The 18,674-nt window shown below is 35.4% G+C and carries 18 protein-coding genes; 7 read left to right on the top strand and 11 right to left on the bottom strand.

The window, feature by feature from the left end; translation table 11 throughout:
* Positions 1-70: 70 nt before the first annotated feature.
* The 4 genes from tssR to tssO all read right to left on the bottom strand — a co-directional run bounded on the left by tssR (position 71) and on the right by tssO (position 4,588).
* Positions 71-2,470: a type VI secretion system protein TssR domain-containing protein gene (gene tssR / locus ATE47_RS02280; RefSeq protein WP_062160440.1), complete on the bottom strand. Its 2,400-nt coding sequence runs from the start codon at positions 2,468-2,470 to the stop codon at positions 71-73.
* A 49-nt stretch (positions 2,471-2,519) separates the two neighbouring features.
* Positions 2,520-3,428 (bottom strand): PKD domain-containing protein, encoded by a 909-nt coding sequence (locus ATE47_RS02275; protein WP_062160439.1) that lies wholly within the window; start codon positions 3,426-3,428, stop codon positions 2,520-2,522.
* 63 nt (positions 3,429-3,491) lie between these two features.
* Entirely contained in the window at positions 3,492-4,019 is a 528-nt protein-coding gene (locus ATE47_RS02270; protein WP_062160438.1) for a type VI secretion system transmembrane protein TssO, read from the bottom strand.
* An 11-nt stretch (positions 4,020-4,030) separates the two neighbouring features.
* Positions 4,031-4,588: a type VI secretion system TssO gene (tssO, locus tag ATE47_RS02265; RefSeq protein WP_228376304.1), complete on the bottom strand. Its 558-nt coding sequence runs from the start codon at positions 4,586-4,588 to the stop codon at positions 4,031-4,033.
* A gap of 156 nt (positions 4,589-4,744) precedes the next feature.
* Here tssO and ATE47_RS02260 point away from each other — a divergent pair, with 156 nt between their 5' ends.
* The 6 genes from ATE47_RS02260 to ATE47_RS02235 all read left to right on the top strand — a co-directional run bounded on the left by ATE47_RS02260 (position 4,745) and on the right by ATE47_RS02235 (position 10,244).
* A complete protein-coding gene (locus ATE47_RS02260; RefSeq protein WP_062160437.1) occupies positions 4,745-5,416 on the top strand; it encodes a response regulator transcription factor in 672 nt (223 codons plus the stop codon).
* 139 nt (positions 5,417-5,555) lie between these two features.
* The gene (locus tag ATE47_RS02255) at positions 5,556-5,846 is read left to right on the top strand and encodes an HU family DNA-binding protein (protein ID WP_027388329.1); all 291 of its coding nucleotides are present in this window, start codon (positions 5,556-5,558) and stop codon (positions 5,844-5,846) included.
* Positions 5,847-6,211: 365 nt separating this feature from the next.
* On the top strand, positions 6,212-7,771 hold the full coding sequence (locus tag ATE47_RS02250; protein WP_062160436.1) for an Rne/Rng family ribonuclease: 1,560 nt from the start codon (positions 6,212-6,214) through the stop codon (positions 7,769-7,771).
* Positions 7,772-7,849: 78 nt separating this feature from the next.
* The gene (locus ATE47_RS02245) at positions 7,850-8,902 is read left to right on the top strand and encodes a GTP pyrophosphokinase (RefSeq protein ID WP_062160435.1); all 1,053 of its coding nucleotides are present in this window, start codon (positions 7,850-7,852) and stop codon (positions 8,900-8,902) included.
* The gene (locus ATE47_RS02240; RefSeq protein ID WP_062160434.1) at positions 8,899-9,369 is read left to right on the top strand and encodes an OsmC family protein; all 471 of its coding nucleotides are present in this window, start codon (positions 8,899-8,901) and stop codon (positions 9,367-9,369) included. Before ATE47_RS02245 ends, ATE47_RS02240 begins: the two co-directional genes overlap by 4 nt.
* A 227-nt stretch (positions 9,370-9,596) precedes the next feature.
* Positions 9,597-10,244, top strand: a complete 648-nt coding sequence (locus ATE47_RS02235; RefSeq protein WP_062160433.1) for a response regulator transcription factor — start codon at positions 9,597-9,599, stop codon at positions 10,242-10,244.
* Positions 10,245-10,420: 176 nt separating this feature from the next.
* Here ATE47_RS02235 and ATE47_RS02230 read toward each other — a convergent pair whose 3' ends face one another.
* The 6 genes from ATE47_RS02230 to ATE47_RS02205 all read right to left on the bottom strand — a co-directional run bounded on the left by ATE47_RS02230 (position 10,421) and on the right by ATE47_RS02205 (position 15,875).
* Positions 10,421-11,932, bottom strand: a complete 1,512-nt coding sequence (locus ATE47_RS02230) for a carboxypeptidase-like regulatory domain-containing protein (RefSeq protein WP_062160432.1) — start codon at positions 11,930-11,932, stop codon at positions 10,421-10,423.
* A gap of 10 nt (positions 11,933-11,942) precedes the next feature.
* Positions 11,943-13,307: a CsgG/HfaB family protein gene (locus ATE47_RS02225; protein ID WP_062160431.1), complete on the bottom strand. Its 1,365-nt coding sequence runs from the start codon at positions 13,305-13,307 to the stop codon at positions 11,943-11,945.
* A gap of 31 nt (positions 13,308-13,338) precedes the next feature.
* Positions 13,339-13,746, bottom strand: a complete 408-nt coding sequence (locus tag ATE47_RS02220) for a curli assembly protein CsgF (protein WP_062160430.1) — start codon at positions 13,744-13,746, stop codon at positions 13,339-13,341.
* 11 nt (positions 13,747-13,757) lie between these two features.
* Positions 13,758-14,489: a curli-like amyloid fiber formation chaperone CsgH gene (gene csgH, locus ATE47_RS02215; RefSeq protein ID WP_062160429.1), complete on the bottom strand. Its 732-nt coding sequence runs from the start codon at positions 14,487-14,489 to the stop codon at positions 13,758-13,760.
* A 10-nt stretch (positions 14,490-14,499) separates the two neighbouring features.
* Positions 14,500-14,898 carry a hypothetical protein gene (locus tag ATE47_RS02210; RefSeq protein WP_062160428.1) on the bottom strand — a complete coding sequence of 133 codons (399 nt, stop codon included), beginning with the start codon at positions 14,896-14,898 and terminating at the stop codon, positions 14,500-14,502.
* Between the two features lie 158 nt (positions 14,899-15,056).
* Positions 15,057-15,875 carry a hypothetical protein gene (locus ATE47_RS02205; protein WP_062160427.1) on the bottom strand — a complete coding sequence of 273 codons (819 nt, stop codon included), beginning with the start codon at positions 15,873-15,875 and terminating at the stop codon, positions 15,057-15,059.
* Between the two features lie 495 nt (positions 15,876-16,370).
* Between ATE47_RS02205 and ATE47_RS02200 the strand changes: the two genes are divergently transcribed.
* Positions 16,371-17,696: a site-specific integrase gene (locus ATE47_RS02200; RefSeq protein WP_062160426.1), complete on the top strand. Its 1,326-nt coding sequence runs from the start codon at positions 16,371-16,373 to the stop codon at positions 17,694-17,696.
* A 115-nt stretch (positions 17,697-17,811) separates the two neighbouring features.
* Here the strand turns inward: ATE47_RS02200 and ATE47_RS02195 are convergent, their stop codons facing one another.
* Positions 17,812-18,138: a hypothetical protein gene (locus ATE47_RS02195; protein WP_062160425.1), complete on the bottom strand. Its 327-nt coding sequence runs from the start codon at positions 18,136-18,138 to the stop codon at positions 17,812-17,814.
* Positions 18,139-18,674 lie beyond the last annotated feature (536 nt).

Here is an 18,674-nt window from a genome sequence, read left to right as displayed (position 1 = left end):
AAAGATAAAAATTTTACATTAAAAAAAAGAAAAGCAGAAAAAAATTTCCGCTTTTTCATATTATAAGTTATTAATGTTTAGTATATTCCGGTTCTTCGGTTGGTAACATGGTTGGCATAAAGTATTCATTCAGCCAATAGAAAGTCTGCCCGTTTTGCTCAATTTTCACCGCCGGATTATTTCTGTGTGACAGCATTCTGTCTGCCAGATCTTTGTAATGACGGAAGTAAGTTTTTACCGTTTCATTGGTAATAATTTTAGACTTTTTCCAGCCTTTCAGCTTGTATTTCGACATTAATTCTTCTTCAGAATTATCAAAACCAGTGCTGATTCCCACCGCATAAGACATCGGCTGCTCGTAAAGATCGCCCTTATCCAGGAATTTTACAGTTGGATTGTACTTTTTAAGCAAGCTTATATATTCCTTGATTGCTCTGGACTGGTTGAAATCCGCTCTTTCTGCGCCTGTTTTCTGGTAAACTTCGGTGTAGAATAATTTTAAATTATCATATTCCGTTTCAGAAATTAAGATTCCTTTTTCCAATCCTGGTTTGTAATCCTTCAGGTCTTTTGGAATATAACCCTTCACTAAGAATGGGCTTCCGTAGTTGATCAGCTGGGCTGCAATTCCTGCCGGAACCGGATTTGTAAGGCCCGGATAAAGATATTTATACTTTAAATCTACATCCGTCCTTCCCGCTCCCACCGATGAATGGAAATAATCATTTAACGATTTGTCTAATGTTTCATTGTCCAAAGTAACCTGTGCAATTAAGCTGTCGACAGATTTTTTAAGATAACCCGGAGTTGCAATATCCCCTTTTTTAGGGAAAATCACGAAACCTTGAGACATACTTTGTTTAGGATAATCTAAAGAAAAGAAACCCTCATCTCCTTCAATTAAGCTGAAATTATTTTTTGTTAAAACATCATTTTGATTAATAATTTTCTGCTTCTTTAATTCAGCTATATTTTTTGCCGTATTGGTAACAACATTTTCAGCCATTAAGACAAAGTCATTATAAGTATCTGATGATCTTGCACTTGTCTGGAACATGATAATTCTTGCCTGAGCTTGTGTCAAAGAATTGATTACCCCGTACATATTTCCGCTCTGATTGGCTGAAGTCCCAACGGTTACCACAATATTGGTTTCATCCGGAACGTTTGACAGAAGATTTCCGGCTGCCATTAAACCTTCATTTACAGGCTGATAACCACTGTTGCTAGCGCAATTCATCTCATTGGTTTTCTGATCAATGAATGTAGTAATCTTGCTGTAATCCGTACTTAAATTGGAAACGGCTACATTATCCCCGCAAGAATTATTTTTATATAAAACCACACCATATTTCACCTGATTGAAGTAAGACGGCTTTTCAAACCTAAGCTGTAAATCCTGCAATAAAGACTTTACAATCGGGGCATAAGGGGCATTCGGGGCACTTATATCCAAAGCAAAAACAATATTTATTTTTTTATTTTTCTCTGTGATTTCCCTGTAACGGTCGAAATAAATCGGTTCACCCAAAACATTAAAAACATAATTTTTACTATAATCTAAAATATTCGTAAAATATTTCGTTTTGGACTCGGGAGTCGGAGTTTCATTTAATGGTAAACTTACCGGATAAATATTTTCAAGAGGTGTTCTTTTATTAACATCGGTCAAAAGAATTGCTGTCCTGTTTTCGGTTTCATTTCCGCCCGGAGACCCTTCGTGAAGACCCAGAGCGGTTTCCGTAACACCTGTCGTATTTTTCATTTTCACGGCAGAACGTTCACCCCACGCTGAAACTACGTTTGAACTTACCCAACCGTATAAACTCGTGTTTATACTGTCCATGTCAATAGTTGGCTTTTTACCGACCAAAAATCTCTTGTTGTTTTCGGCCTGCTTATAAACGTAAACAATTTGTCCGTTCGGGATTTTGACATCGGCCTGCTCGATCAGACTTGGTGAATTGAAGACCATGATCGAATCATTTTTATAATATCTTTCCGAGCTTCTGATAACCTCACTATTGTTTGGTAACACCGCGACTCTTACAGGGAAACCTGTTTTTTCGCTTTTCAAGGAATTACTCCAGAGAAGAAGGTCGGATTCCGGGATCCAGCCGTAGGTTTTGATCTGTTTAGACGAAACTTTTTTCATCAAAGCATCAGGAATATATTCTGCTACTTTTACCATTCCGTCTCTGTTTTTTAAAACCATTAAAGGCTCTAAAAATTTTACTTCCTTATAAGATTTTTCATCGCTTTTATCAAGATACGCCGTATTTCTTGTTCTGTCCGAGATGGCAATCCACGGAACTGATTTTTTAGGAAAACCATTTACGACCGGTGAATTATCAACCTGCCCGTAATGTGACGGCTCAGGGGTTCTTTTTGACGGTAATTTTACCTGGCAACTTACCAATAAAACCGAAACTCCTATGTAATATGCTGCTAGAGGAAATTTATTTTTCATCCTAATTTATTTAATGATTGGTGCGCTCAGAGAAATTCTGAACGAGAGATTATTTACTTTGGTTTATATCAACTTTGGTTACACAATTCTGTGCGTCGTCGAAGTTCACTTTCACAGTCTGGATGACCATATTTTTGTCAAACTGAAGTCCGGCGCAATACATGTAGAAGTTGTTTACTTTGCTGTCGCTTACTTTCACTACAGTATTTTCGTTGTTGCACAGATATGTTTTCAATAAATAATTGTAGTGCATATTGAAACTATTTCCGTTGGCGATCTGCTGAAGGTGGTATTTAAAATCATTATCAATTTTCGCATACGCATCTTCTACGCTCACTTCATCTTCCAACGCATCGTACGCAGGAAGGATTTTAATCTGATGCAAAGTAGCTTCCTCGCTTTCGTCTGTGTAAAGCGTCACGATATAATCGCCGGGTTTTTTGTAAGAGTAAATTGCCAGCTTGTCTTTGGAGTCTATATTTCCGGTTTCGCCGAATTTCCATGTAAACTGTTTGGCATCGGAAACTGCACGAAATTGTACGTTTTCAAACTGCATGGCCTGAGACGGCGCATCGATCAAAGCTTTTGCTTTTGTAGAATCTTTCGGTTTCGGGGCACTTCTTGCAGAAACCATTACGGGAAAAGATTTGGAATATTTGTTATCAATAATCAAAGTTACCTGATAATATCCCGGTTTATTGTAAAAGTGGATTCCCCTGCTTTTATCAGATGATTGTCCGTCTCCAAAATTCCATCTTCTTGTTTTTGCAAATTGAGTCATATCCTCAAACAAAAGCGTATCTCCTACTGCAATGGAAGACGGATTTACAACCCCGACAATATCATCAGCGGAGTGTATCACCTTCTTCTGCAACCATAATGCAACTAAAGCAGCTATGAGCAAAGTTGCAATAACACCAATGATAATGTTCTTTTTGTTTTTTTGAAAGTAATTCATAGTTAAGATTGTGTGATGTGTTTTATTTTTCGTGTAATTCTTTCTTGAGTTAAAAAAAATCAGTTACTGAGTCCGTGATTTCAGGGCTGTTTCGCGTTGAAAAAGCTGGTTTTTCTTTTCCTTGAAGCCAATGGAACATTCTTCAAACTGCTTTTCAAAGCTTTTGATATTCTCAGTTTTACTTGAAATAATTTTTTTATCGTTAAAATACATTTTGTAAAATTTCGCGATCTGCGGATAAGCATCTTTTCTGATATCGGAAATATTGTCCCCGTTTTGGAAATAATTTACTACATCATTGATTCCGTACTGGATATTATTTTCCACAAAAGGCTGCGGAGGCTCATCCGTAAGCTTGTTGATCATGGAAAATGTACTGTCTAATGTTTTAAAGGAAAATTTCTGTTTCTGATCAAATTTTGCTTTCTCCTCAAGGTTCTGAACAGAAATAATGTCTTCATCCGAAAATGGAGATTCAAATCCTTTTAAAAAAATGATTCCCAGAAATATAAGTGCTGCAAAAAGCATTAATATTAAGTATAAAAACTGATAATGCTTTTCTTTTTTTGATAGTGTGATTTGTCCCTGCATAGCTATAGTTTTTATCTTTTACGTCTGCTTCCTGAAAATTTTCTTGTAGGGTCTACTTTCAGTTCATTATTGACGATTCCTACCTTTCCACGGCATTCGCTGAGGTCTCTCAAAGCAGCCTGCTCTTTGTAGGAAACGTTTACAATTTGATTTTTTAATGCGAGCATCGGCTCAATTTGTTTCATTAAAATCGAGTAATGCTTGAAGTTGTCTGCACTGTCTTTCCCCATGATGTTTTTGGCATCCCTTACATTGTCCATAATGTAGTTTCTGAGGAAAATATCGTTGTCCACCTTGTTGATATCAAGCTGGTCCATCCTGTACATAATGCTGTCAACATGGGTTCTGAGCAGATCGCTGCGGGTAAGAAGCTCGCGGTAATCATCAGCCTGCTTTTTGATCCCTTCTCTCTGGATGTCGTAACTCTTAAAAAAGAAGAACACACAGATGAAAGAAACAACTGATAATACTACAAATGATAGAACAAATTTCCAAATGCCTATCCTGACGTCTGATTTATTTAATTTTTTCTCCCTGTTCGAAGACATATTCTGTGATTTGTTTGGCATGTGAAATTATAAAAAAATAATTTATGCACAAAATTTAACTTTTAATGTGAAATAATACTACAGTCTTAATTAATTTAAGATTAATTTTCACTTTCACTATATTTTCATAATTTAGTCCCCTAGATTTTAATTATCATACACCAAATCGATAATAAAGTGAGTAAATTATTAACTAATACTGTGCGATTTTCCATAGCAGACAGTGATTTTTATTTTAAGAAAATAATGATCAAGACGCTTACAGAAAACCCGTTTTATATGCTTCTTAATGACTGCAACAACGGCCATGAGCTTATCAGCAGAAATTACAGAAGACAGGAAGACGTGTTTATCGTGGATCTTTTTATGCCGGTATTAAGCGGAATAGAAGCCATAAAGTATATCCGTAAAAGCAATACGGAAACCCCCATCATCACTTATTCCGGGACTTACCAGGAAGATATGGCGGAAATCCTTGCAAAAATTCCCAATATTTATTACTGTCAGAAAAAAAGCAACGTCATCAAAGATATTGTTAAAGGGAAAATAGCCTCAGACAGCTTCGATTACGAAGCCTACACCAAAGAATGGGAACAGCAGCCACTTGCTGTCCTAGAGTACATGGACAGGCAGAAAAAGAGCCAGGAGGAGCTTTCCCCAACAGAGATCCAACTGATGAAGTTCTGCTACGAAGGCTTCAGCAATAAGGAAATCGGGGAAAAACTAAACCTCAGCACAAGAACCATCGATACGTACATCAACAGGCTTACGGAAAAGCTCGGCCTGAAAACAAAACTTCACCTTATCCGCTTCTGTGTGGAGAATGGATATTACAATTCCAGCATGTAAAAGTGAGTTAACACGATATTCATACAGACTAAACATTCCGTTTTCAACCCTTTATCTAAAAATATTTTGCCACTAATTTGCTAATATTCAATTTTTTTAACTAAATTTGCACACCTAAAATTTAAAATTAAAAAAGGAAATGACAAAGGCAGAATTGGTAAACACCATCTCAAATAAGTTGGGAACAGAAAAGAATGAAACACAGAAAGTTGTAGAAGCTTTTATGCAAGAAATCAGGACTTCTATGTATAATGGGGATAATGTTTATCTTAGAGGTTTTGGATCTTTTATCATTAAGACTAGAGCAGCAAAAACGGGAAGAAACATTTCTAAAAACACTGCCATTGAAATCCCTGCGCACAACATTCCTGCTTTCAAACCATCAAAATCTTTTGTTGAGAAAGTAAAAACGAAAGTTACCGTAAAATAAGACATTAACTGAATATTAACTAGTTACTAAAAAATTATAATTATGCCAAGCGGAAAGAAAAGAAAAAGACACAAGGTTGCAACTCACAAAAGAAAGAAAAGAAGAAGAGCGAACAGACATAAGAAAAAATAATCTCTTTTTTTCGAGATCTACAATATAAAAATATAGTTGGTGATTTTAAATTTTAAAAGCTCGCCGACTATATTTTATTTTGCAACTATAAGATTCCGCAGGAACGGACAATGGTTTTATTTTTTTAATGAAAAGTGTGATTTTTTCAAAAGTATTTATTAACTTAAGGAAATTATTTACCAATAAAACCATGACATTTCCTACAAATCTTAACAATTTTATCTTACAACAAAATGAAGAAAGAACTAATAGTTTCGCATGAAGATGATCTTACAAAGATTGCACTGCTGGAAGACGGAAGACTATGTGAACTTCATGAGCAAGAGGACAAAAGCGATTTTATAGTTGGAGATTTGTTTATTGGAAAAGTAAAAAAACTGGCACCAAACCTTAATGCCGCATTCGTAAATATCGGGTATGACAAAGATGCTTTCCTGCATTATCAGGATCTTGGCCCGCAATATCTTACGTATAAAAAGTTTTTGAGAGACACCATTTCCAAAAAGCAAAGCGCTTCAAGCTTAAAAAATTTCGAGATACAACCCGAAATAGATAAAAACGGAACCGTAGACAAAGTAATCACCAAAGATGACCTTGTTTTACTACAAATCACTAAAGAGCCCATCTCTACAAAAGGACCCAGAATTTCTACCCAGATTTCCCTTACAGGACGCTTTTTAGTGCTGATTCCTTTCGATAATAAAGTTTCGATTTCCAAAAAAGTAAAAAGCTTTGAGGAAAAAGAGAGACTGAGAACATTGATCGAAAGTATTAAACCTGAAGGATTCGGGGTTATTATAAGAACCGTAGCCGAGGGTAAAAAAGTAGCAGACCTGCACAATGATATGAATCAACTGATTCAGAAATGGGAAACTACTTTTAAAAATATACAGAAAAATAAAGTTCCGTCCAGAGTCTTAAGCGAAGATGATAAAGCTTCAGCTATTTTAAGAGACAATTTCAACCAGGATTTCGTAAGCATTACCTGCGACGACGAAGAAATGGTAGAAGCAATGAAAAGCTATGTGGAGGTTATAGCTCCCGAAAGAAAGAATATTGTCCACTTTTATAATTCTCATATTCCTCTTCTGGAATATTATAATGTTGAAAAACAGCTCAAGCAAAGCTTCGGGAAACACGTCAATATCCCTAGCTCAAAAGGTGCTTATCTTGTCATAGAACATACAGAAGCACTACACGTAGTCGACGTAAACTCCGGAAACAATATCACTACCGGAACCGCTGTCAATAAAGAACACGCACTGAAAGTGAACAAAATGGCAGCCACCGAGATCGCAAGACAATTGCGTCTCCGTGATATGGGTGGAATCATCGTAATCGATTTTATCGACATGACGAACCCCGAACACAGAAGAGATCTGTACGAACACCTGAAGGAAGAAATGAAGCGCGACAAAGCACGCCATAAGATTCTCCCTCCGAGCAAGTTCGGATTGATACAAATCACCAGACAAAGAAACCGTCCGGAAAAACAGATCGACACCAAAGAAGAAAACCCGAATAAAGACGGAGAAATCGTAGCTCCGATCGTAATCGTGGAAAGAATGAGCGAAGCCTTGAGAACCATCATGCAAAAGGAAAAAGGAAAGCTTTACCTGCATGTACATCCGTTTGTGGAAGCTTACCTTACAAAGGGGATCAACAGCATCCAGACGAAATGGTTCATGAAATATAAAAAATGGGTCAGCGTTATTCCAAGGGATTCTTTTAAGTACTTAGAATACAGGATTTATAATTCGAAAAAAGAAGAATTGATAGGATATTCTAATTGATACAAAATTTAAAACCTCTAGTTTTTCTGGAGGTTTTTTTGTTTATTTGGGAAAACATTTAACCATAACTTTAGTTATATGAACTCACAAGAAGATTCCAAAGTTCACCTAGACTGGTATTCTAAAAATAGACCTATTTATAAGGATTTATGTGCAAAAGTAGAATTTATTTTAAAAGAAGTTCTTGAAATAAATAACATAAATTATCATAGCATTACTTCTAGAGCTAAAGATATTTTAAGCTTTGAAGCTAAAATAAATAAGCCCAAATATACAGATCCAAAAACTCAAATCACAGATTTATGCGGTGTAAGAATTATTTGTTATGTAGAAAGTGATTTACAAAAAATATGTAAATTATTAGAAACAAATTTTATTATTGACAAAGAAAATAGTTTAGATAAAAGCTTATTATTAGGAGATGACAAAGTTGGCTATAAATCAATCCATTATGTATCATCACTTGATAGCAATAGACTATGTCTACCCGAATACAGTAAGTTTGAAGGCTTAAAATTTGAAATACAAGTAAGAACAATATTACAACATGCGTGGGCAGAAATCGAACATGATAGAAGCTATAAATTTTCCGGAGTATTACCTAGTGATATTGCACGAAAGTTCAAACTCCTTGCCGGCAATCTAGAATTAATAGACAAAGAATTTGATAACATAGCTAATTTGATTGATGCAATCTCAGATGACGTAGTAAGAGGAACCAAATCTGGGAATTTAGATTTTGAATTAAATTCAACAACCTTAAGGAATTTTTTAGAAACAAAATTTCATGATCTCATTGAAAGTGGTCTAGCTACAAAAGAGTATGGATTTTACCAAGGAGAAGAAATTGTTATTCAAGAACTTAATGATTTTGGAATAAGTACAATTAAAGAATTAGATGATATAATTCCTGAAAAGTTATCTGAAAAACTAAAACAATATAAAGTATTAACAAATCTATTAGGTATATTAAGAGATGTAATGCTGATTAATGATTATAAAAAATACTTTAAAAATTGTTATAAAGATAAATGGGCAATCATTAGCATGTATGACGAAAGTAATTATTACAATGATTTTGGTATTGATGTAAAGCAACTTGCAAGAGAATATGACAATCATAATTTATGAGCAAACACCACCACTACAAAACCACCATCCAATGGACCGGCAACAAAGGAACCGGAACCAGCGGCTATCGGGATTACGAGAGGAGTCATACGATTTCCGTAGAAAACAAACCAATGATTGAAGGTTCTTCCGATCCTGCTTTTCGGGGTGATAAAACTAAATATAATCCGGAGGAAATGTTTTTGTCTTCCCTTTCGTCCTGCCATATGCTTTGGTATCTGCACTTTTGTTCGGAGGCGGCAATTATTGTGACTGAATATGTCGATCATGCCACCGGAATTATGGAAGAAACTAGTACAGGAAGCGGCCGGTTTACTGAAGTTACTTTACATTCTACCGTCACTGTAAAAGATAAATCAATGATTGAGAAAGCAATAGAACTTCATCATAAAGCCAATGAATTCTGTTTTATTGCCAACTCCGTAAACTTTTCCGTGAAACATATCCCTAATGTGTTAGTTAATTAAATTTAATTTAATTTTTAACTACTCAGAGCGACCATTAACAAAAGGATTATTAAACAATAACTCAAAAATTTTTCATCAAAACTCCACTTTAAGGGAATTATTTATCAAATAATCATTAAAATTTACTTTATTTTGAATATTATCATACAATAAAACGCATTTTTTTGATTATTTTATGCAAAAATTGAAGTTTTTTTTATATTTTTATATAACTAAAACTAACCATGATGAGACCAAGATTAACCATCTTTGACGAGCCCTTGTTATATACAGAAGGGCTTTCCAAACTTCTCGGACAAACTGAGATTTTTGCCAATATTCATATCTGCAATTGCCCACAGGCTCTGGCCTTAGTCCTCAAAGATGATCCACCTGAATTTCTCATGATAAGCTCAAACATGCTGATTCTCACAGATCTTTACAAATCAGTAGAAAATATTACATCAAAAAACAAGGGAATAAAAATCATCATTATCGGTAATGATTATGATGTAATCGATATTCGGAAGCTATTCAACAAAGGGATAAAAAGCTATCTCGACAAAAACAGCCGTTACGACGAATTCATCAAATCTATTCAGGCTCTACTTCTCAACGAAATCTACATTTGCGATCACGCCAAAAACAGGATGATCAATTTCATAAGCCATGAGCAGAACCAAACTAAAATCCACATCAAGGACCCTCTCACAAAACGTGAATTGGAAATCCTGAAACTCATCTGCGACGGACTTAGCAGCAAAGACATCTCAGAAAAACTTTTTATAAGCATTAATACGGTAGAAACACACAGAAAAAGAATTTTATTAAAACTTAATGTAAAAAATTCTGTCGGAGTTGTGAAATATGCGCTTGAAAACCACATTATCGACTGATAAGTAACAACCTTAATTAACCAAAAAAATTCCAGACCCGTAAGTTTGGAATTTTTTAATATAAAGTGAATTGTGAATTTTGCTTTGCAAGTGAATAAAAAAGGTCAAATGGAGAATTGTTGAATTGTCAATTTTAAATATTCACTATTGACTTGCAAAGCAAAATTCACCATTCACTATTCATAATCCGGCATTTCAGCATTGTTGAAAAGAACAGCCCTAGTGAGATCAGTCATAGAGCTGTTCAAATCAATAACCATAACATTCTTCTGAGAAATGTTATCATTTGAAGTATTCATGAAGATTACTTGTGCATTATTGGGCGAAAATCTGGGATCAAGGTCATTCGTTCCCATTGCTTTTTCGCTTTCCAATGAAATATCGTAGGTTATATTTGTCATTAAATTATATATAAAAATATGAGAATCAAGCTGCCTGTAATTGCCAGAACCATCCTGATAGCCGGATACATCGTTTGAATAGACAAGCATTTGCCCGTCTACAGAGAAGTTGAGCCCACCACTTGCACCGGAAGTTCCTGTAAGAACCGTTTTCAGAATATTCCCGAGCATATCTATCACATAGATTTTTGTATTATATCCGTTAAAGTCATTTGTTTTTAAGGCAATTTTACTGCCGTCATAGCTCCAGTCACACTCTGAGATCATGCTGCCGTCGGGAGTTGTGTAGACCAGAGCCAGTCCGCTTCCATCTTTATTGATTCTGTATAATTTATTAAAATTAGCGTAAAGAATCTCCTGTCCGTTCGTACTCCACGCAAAATCAAGCACATCATTTCTAAATCCCGCCACCGGAACGGTCGTCACTTTAAAAGGATTTGAGCCATCAGGATTAGCGGTATAAATATGATTACTTCCTCCTTCAGTCCTCAAAAATGCAATCAATCCCGAATTGTTATTTTTTCTCGGCCTCCAGCTGTTGTAAGAAGAATTGGTAAACTGGAAATTCGTACCGGAGGCATCACTTGATATGACAACCAGATTTCCGTTTTGCTTTTGAACATAATGATAACGGTTGGTAGGAACGGTGTTGGTAGTAAATTTACTCACCGGACTTAGCACCGGAGAATGAATCCCGTCTGAGACAGAGACCTGCCAGAAATAACTTACACCATAATTCAGGTTTGAGAATGTATAATGAGTCGCCGTAAGATCATTTACCTGAATGATATTAGTATTTACATTATTTTTTATGGTTACATTATATTTTAAAACGTCAGTAGCATCAGGATCAGTTGCACTCCAGGTAAGTTCTACGCCTAAAGGCTGATCAACAGCGTTATCAATGGGGCTTAATAATTTCGGTGCCGTGGGTGGAGAGTTTAAAGATTCATCATCGTCCATTTCAAAAACTACCGTCACCTCCTGATTCTGGTTCTGGATATTAACTCCCTGATAATTGCTGATATATCCTGTGAGTTCCGCTTTTACAGAATAATTCCCGATTGGCATTGCGGTGATCTCAAAAGATCCGTCCGTTCCTGTAAAAACCGTCTGTGTGGTGGGTGAGGTGAAAATTTTCACATTGGCAATAGGCTGGTTGGTACCTCTTTTCACTACTTTTCCTTTCATGCTTCCAGTCTGTGCCTGATCTACAAGCTCTTCATCACAGGAAAATAGGCAAATAGCAAGAATAAATATGCTGAGAATTTTTAATAAAGTTTTCATAGTTCATGTTTTATTTGTTACCAATGTAAAAATTAAGTCCCAGTGCAAACCGCAATGCCTGATCTTTTCGTTTTCCGTTGACAAGGCCTTCCCAATCGTCTTTAAAACCTACATCATATTGAGAAGAAGCCCTCAAGCCGATATCTTTTGCAAGCATATACTCAAAACCGCCGCCGAACTGCCCTTTATATCTTGGTTTAATTCCTGAATAAAGCGCTCCTGCACCGCCGTAGAGGTATGGACTGAATTTATATTTGGGAAAAAGAAGATATTCAATATTGATCTCCGGTACGAAGAAATTCCGTTTGATGATATTCTCATTTTCAAGTGTGAAAAAATTTGAATTGAATTCAAGATTAAAATTCGGATTTAAAAAATATTTAAAACCTAGTTTTCCACCGATATTCATCTTAGGATTTACATAATCGTCTTTTACTTTTTGGGCTTCCACATTAGCGAAAACAGCAAATTTCTGTCTGTAATCGCCAGGAAATTTGTTTCCTATCACCCGCCCGATATTTTCCTTCTGCTCTCTGTCATATTCATCAATTACAGCTTGGTAATTGGCCGGATTTTCTACAGATTTCCCCCAAATTTTATCTCGAATACCTTCTACAATCAAAGATTTCACGGCTTTTTCGATGGCTTCCGTTACAGCAAGCTGTACAGGTTCATTTTGTGTTAAACCCACCTCGGTTTCCAATAATCTTTCCGTATCAATATACCTGAAAAAACTTCCGTTGATACTGGTAGAAAGGATAGTTTTGGAGGTATAGACGGTTTTTAAAATTTCACCATTTAAAGTAGAAACAGCCCGAAGGTAGATCGTAATCCTGTCCTGTCTGTACTGGGTAGAAGCTCCGATCCCAAAATATCTTGCTCCCAAACCACCTGTCATAATATTGCTGTCATACGAAATGACACCTCCTTCAAGCAAAATTCCCGCATATAAAAGCGGAGGTAAAGACTGGCTGTTTTTGTCTGCATCTTTCAGATATTCCTGCCTCGTGGAGCGGATGATCTGTCTTTCATTTAAAAGGTTGGCGATATTTTCTCTTTCGATGGGGATGAACCATTTACTGTCTTCCAAAGCTTTGATCAAAATGGTTGTAGTACCCTGCGGAACAGCTGTACTCCAGTTGTTTCCGTTTTCAGAAGGTTTGTATTGGCCGGTCTGGTCCCTGAATTTGTAGACCCCAATAACGATTTTTTCGTGGGGTAAAGGCAAATTTTTTAATTCTGTAGTATATACTGTGTTTTCACCGAGCGTAGATTTTTCGGGACTGGAGGGCAATCCCAGCAAAGAACTGCAGGCCTGCAAAACACATAGCAGTATGGTACAGAAAAAAATTCTGGTGTAGGTATAAGTTCTCATGGTTATGGTTAATTGATTTAGTTTTTTATTTTTATTTTGGAATAATTACCTCAGACTGATCTCCTGTAGCGGTATCCAAAATATTAATCAGCAGTCCCTGAGCGGTGGTGGTAATCTGTAGGTACATCGTTCCGAAAAGATAATTCCCGGGCTGGATGCTTCCTTCACCGAACTGGTCTTCAAATAATTTTCTTGACAATTCACTCAAAACCTGCCGATTAAGACTTTGGCTGAAACTATCCAGAGAATTCATGTTATCCAATAAACTGCTATAATCATTTTTCTGATCAAACTGGTTTTGAGCGTTTGCAGAGCTCAAAAGCCACTGATAATTGAAGGTATCTCCCCCAAATGCCGGATTGATCGGTTTATAAACGAGCTGTTGGGATTTTCCGGAGAATATTCCTGCGAATGTCAAAATAATTATAAAAGTTTTCATGGTTGAGGTTTTTAGTATATAAATTCATTTTTTATTAAGTTTTTCCTGGTATTAAATTCTTTAATATATTTTAAGGTGGCACCCAACTGATCTTTCAGATAATCCTCACCGGGATTTGTGATAAAACTGTAGACCACTTTATCGTCTATTTCGATGTTAATCTGGCCGCTCGTTCCACGAACAGGAAGCTCGGTAATCGTAACTGCAGAATTTCCCTTATCCGGAAGCTGGCTGTATTGGATGTAAAAAAGATCGTAAAAGTCTTTTCCCACTTTACTTTTGGTTTCGTCGATGGTTAATCCTTTTAATTCATAGAAAACGTCCTCTTCTATTCTGGCTACTTTTTTTTTAAAAAGGTCACTGTTAAGTTCCAGGCTGTCCTTGGCAATAAGTTTTTGGGATTCTTCATCTTTTATATAGAGAAAAGCTTTCAGGGCGTCTTTTTTTTCAAGGTTTACATTTATTTCAGATAAGATTTTTACTTCATTGGGATTGATAGAGAATTTTCCGCTTTGCTTATTATTGGAAAGATTACCGCCGTTGCCTTTTTTAATGGAAACTAAAAGATAATTCAGTTCTTTATAAATAGTGGTATTATTGGTAACAACAGCTTTTAATTGTATCTGATTCTCTACCGTACTGCTCTCGATCCTTGCAATGACTTTTCTATCCTCCTGCCCGTACACGAAGACAGACAAGAAGATAAAAAAAGTACACAAAATCAAAGAGTATGAGTTTTTCATCAATTGTTTTTTAATAATTCCTTACGAATATTGTTTTATTATCACCTTTTACATTGATCTGCATTCCGTCTGAAATGCTGTTGCTTCCTGTGACATCTATAATATTATTATTTCCCTGCGCTGAAATTGCGGTTCTGGTTTCTGCATCAGTAAATGAATTCACAAAATAGAGGGTGTTATAATCACCCACCTGTCTCACTCCGATGTCAGTATTTGCGTTAATGGAAAGCTCCGCATGATTGTTATTTCCTACCTGCAGAATGTTGGAATAGGAAGAGGCCGGATCAGGATTTTGCATGGCAATAACGTTCAGAATGTTATTACTGTTGATTTTATTCCAGTCGATCTGCTGTGATTTCACGGATATGAAAAACAGAAGTATCAGGATACTCCACCTCAATGTAAACATGTTATTAGTTTTATTCAAAGTTACCGGATTATCATACAGCAGAAAACACGAATAGCAGGTAATCACGAAAAATCATGGTTTTCAGGTATGCCTTACGCCTTTATTAAAACAAAAAAAGGAGAAGCAATCGCCTCTCCCTGCCTTCAGATTACGAAGAACTAATTTGATTGATTAACCATTAAAGAATTATTATTTCCAGTTTGATTCCCCACATGTACATGTGCGTCACCGCTTTGGCTTATGATTGCAATATTTCCGTCACCTACTTGTGCATCCGTAGCAGAATTACCGTCACCTATCTGCAATTGTACCAATAGGTTGTCAGATCCAATCTGGCTGCCAATAGACATATTATCATCTCCTACCTGAACAGAAGCAGCAATATTATCATCTCCTATCTGAAAATGAGTGGCACTGTTATCATTTCCCTGTTGGTATTGTACCAAAAGGTTGTCATCACCTATCTGAACTCCTGTTGCAGAGTTTCTTCTTCCAAGCTGTACCTGGGCAGTGGTGTTACCGTCACCCCACTGTAGAGATCCAGCCATATTTCTTCTGCCATCCTGATATTGTACGGCTGTGTTATCATTACCCAATTGTATAGATGTTACTTCATTTCTTCTTCCTATTTGAGTTTGTTCTGTAGAATTATAAGTTCCTACCTGCCACGTTGTAGCTTCATTTCTGTTTCCTTGCTGGCTTACTTCGTTGGAATTCCCAACACCCAATTGATCTACGTCGATTGAGTTTCTGTTTCCTGTACTTTCTGCCAGATTGGTGTTCATAGCTCCCACCTGATCGATGTCTGCCGTATTTCTGTTTCCGTCTTGTGTCAACTCATTAGAGTTCATAAGACCAGTTTGATCCACAGTAGCAGTATTCATATTTCCGTTTTGAGTACTCATGTCGCTGTTTGCCTGTGCAAAAGTGAAACTCATGGCCATTAGTGTAAAAACACCAGTAATTAAGTTTTTCATTTTATTAAAAATTAATTGGTTAATAGTGACAACAAAGGTATATGCTAAATCAACTGTACGAAACACAAAAAAAGTGTAAATTTTCAAAATCACTGATTATGGTTTTAAATATCACCGTTTAACAGCTTTTGTGGTATCACCGTAATTAATTAGGGGGAAATACGGAGCGAGGGCTTGAGTTATGAGTTATGAGTTAAGAGTTATAAGTTATGAGTTATGAGTCGTGAGTTATAAGTTGCTGGTTACTAGTTGTTAGTTTGGTGTAAATAACACAAAGTTTGTCATCCTGAAAGGAGTATAAGCCTTTAATTGTTTTAAATCTATTTACTATTACTTATTTTTCAATTGTTATTTAATTTGTTTATTATTAGTATTTTAAATAATAGAAGTATATCTTTAAAGTTAAATAAACTAAGATGGATTTAAAATAAAAAACCATATTATTATCTAGGAATTGACTAAATGATTAAATTTGTATTGTTCAACTTTACAATAATGGCTACCATAAAATTTATTATTCAGTCAAAGAAACAAAATTCTACAATATATGCCCGCTTTTCCATTGGAGCAAATCAGGTATATAAGCGAAAAACCAGAGAAAGGGTAAATCCTGAGAATTGGAATTTCAAAAAAGGTTCAGTAATCCAAAGAACTGCATTAAGCAAAGAATCACACCAAAAGCAAAATGAACTCGTAAGTACTTTAAATAAACTTGAAACATTTATTTTAGACCAGTACGGCAAAAGAACCGAAACGGAGATAATTAACAGTGAATGGCTGGATGAAATTATTGAGGCGTTTTATTCCGGCGGAAGAAAAGCCGACCAGTTGAGTTTTATAGATAATTATCTGGAACATTACAAGCTTAACATCCTTCCCTTTAGAAAGTACAGAGGAAAAGCCATTACTGAAGGAACCAGGGAAAATCATTTGACCATTATAGGTAAGTTTTATGATTTCCTGAAAACTGAAAAAAAGAGATTAAAAGTCTCGGATTATAATATTGCTGTTGGGAACAGGTTTGTGACTTTTTTAAGGGGACAACATTTAAATGACAATACGGTCGGAAAATATTTAAAATATACCAAAACCATTTTTAAGGATGCTAAAATAGACAATATAGAAATCAGTGAACAGTTAAGCGAGATAAAAGGATTTTCAACAGAAACACCTACTCCTTATTTGAAAGTAGAGGAACTGGAAAGAATACAAGAATTACTGATTGTAAATGAAAGGCTGGAACAAACACGGGACTGGCTGATTATCGGTTGTTATACCGGACAGAGAGCCTCAGATTTATTTAGGATGACACCGGAAAAAATAATCAATATCAACGGAAGGGAGTTTATTAATCTAAGCCAAAGGAAAACAAAAACTCCGGTTCTGGTTCCTATTCATGTAGAAGTAAAAAAGATTTTGGATAAAAGGAATGGTAATTTCCCTCCGCAGTATTCTGATAATATTGAAAGTGCCAAAACTATTTTTAATGATAATTTAAAGAAAATATGCAAACTGGCAGAGATAGACCGTCAGGAATACGGAAGGGTTTACGATGAGGTTAAAAAGCATTATGTTTACGGAAATTACCCAATGTATGATCTTGCCTCTTCTCATTTATGCAGGAGAACCTTTGCCACGATGTATTATTCTAAAATTCCTACCGCTATTATTATGAGTGTGACAGGACATAAAACAGAAACTGAATTTTTAGGATATATCGGGATTGACAACAGTACCCTTTCTGAACAGATGTATACTTACTGGGAACAGTTAGATAGTAAGGAAAGCAAAATCGATTCACAGATTAAAAATGCCAATTAATTTTTGAAAATTTATCAAAATCCCAAATTACGCACTGGTTTATATAGCAAGTCAAAAGTTTGACAATTTCTCGGTATCTGCTGAAAGAAGACATAATTAGAACTAAAGTGCGAAACTATTCCACTTCATTTCCAAACAATTTCCACCATTTCGCAATAGTAGTCCTGCTCATTTTGTATTTCTTTGATATGAAATTGGCCGAAAGATCATGTTTCTTTTGATATTGCAGGATCTTTAGCACCGTTTTTTTATCATAATTTTTTAATCGCTGGTTGTTTTTAGAACTTTTTCCTGAAGAATCACATACTAATGCATTAATCCTAAGTATATCTTCCATTGTTTTTAGATTGTCTAGGAGATACAAAACTTTCGCATCTTTTAATTTCTCAGGATGCTGGTCCTTAAGTATATCATGATAAATCCTCTTATAATTAGGTCTCATTAGATATTTTTGTTGGTTAGATCAATTTTTGAATATCATATATTTTAGTCCAGAATAATAAACTTATATCCTTTCTGAAATATACAAATTTTTAATTGAAAGAATATACTCTGCAGATTATTATCAAACTAAATGAGATAGTTTACGTAATAAAAATGTTTTTTCAATAGTCTCCAGCTCAAGTAATTATTGCTATTAAGAATAAGGAAGTGATTAGACTCTAATAAATCATAAGTGTGTGATTAATACAAAAAACATACCTTTATTTTGTTCAAGTACACAGATTAAGAATTATTATTTGAACAAATTGATTATACTGCAACTAACAAAAAGATATAAATAAAATATCTTGCGTAATCATCAAGAATCTTGGCGGACTATATTCAATTATTGAAGTGACACCAACAAAAAGCTTCTCTAATAGAGAAGCCCAACTTTTCTGGTTGTAAACTAATTGAGAATTAACCTTTTATAAATTTACAATAACTTTATTAAAAAAGCAAATGTCTCCCAGGGGCGGGAGACAAATGAAAAAA

It is taken from the genome of Chryseobacterium sp. IHB B 17019 (genome assembly GCF_001456155.1).
Classification (GTDB): Bacteria; Bacteroidota; Bacteroidia; order Flavobacteriales; family Weeksellaceae; genus Chryseobacterium.
This window is presented reverse-complemented; position numbering and strand designations above follow the sequence as displayed.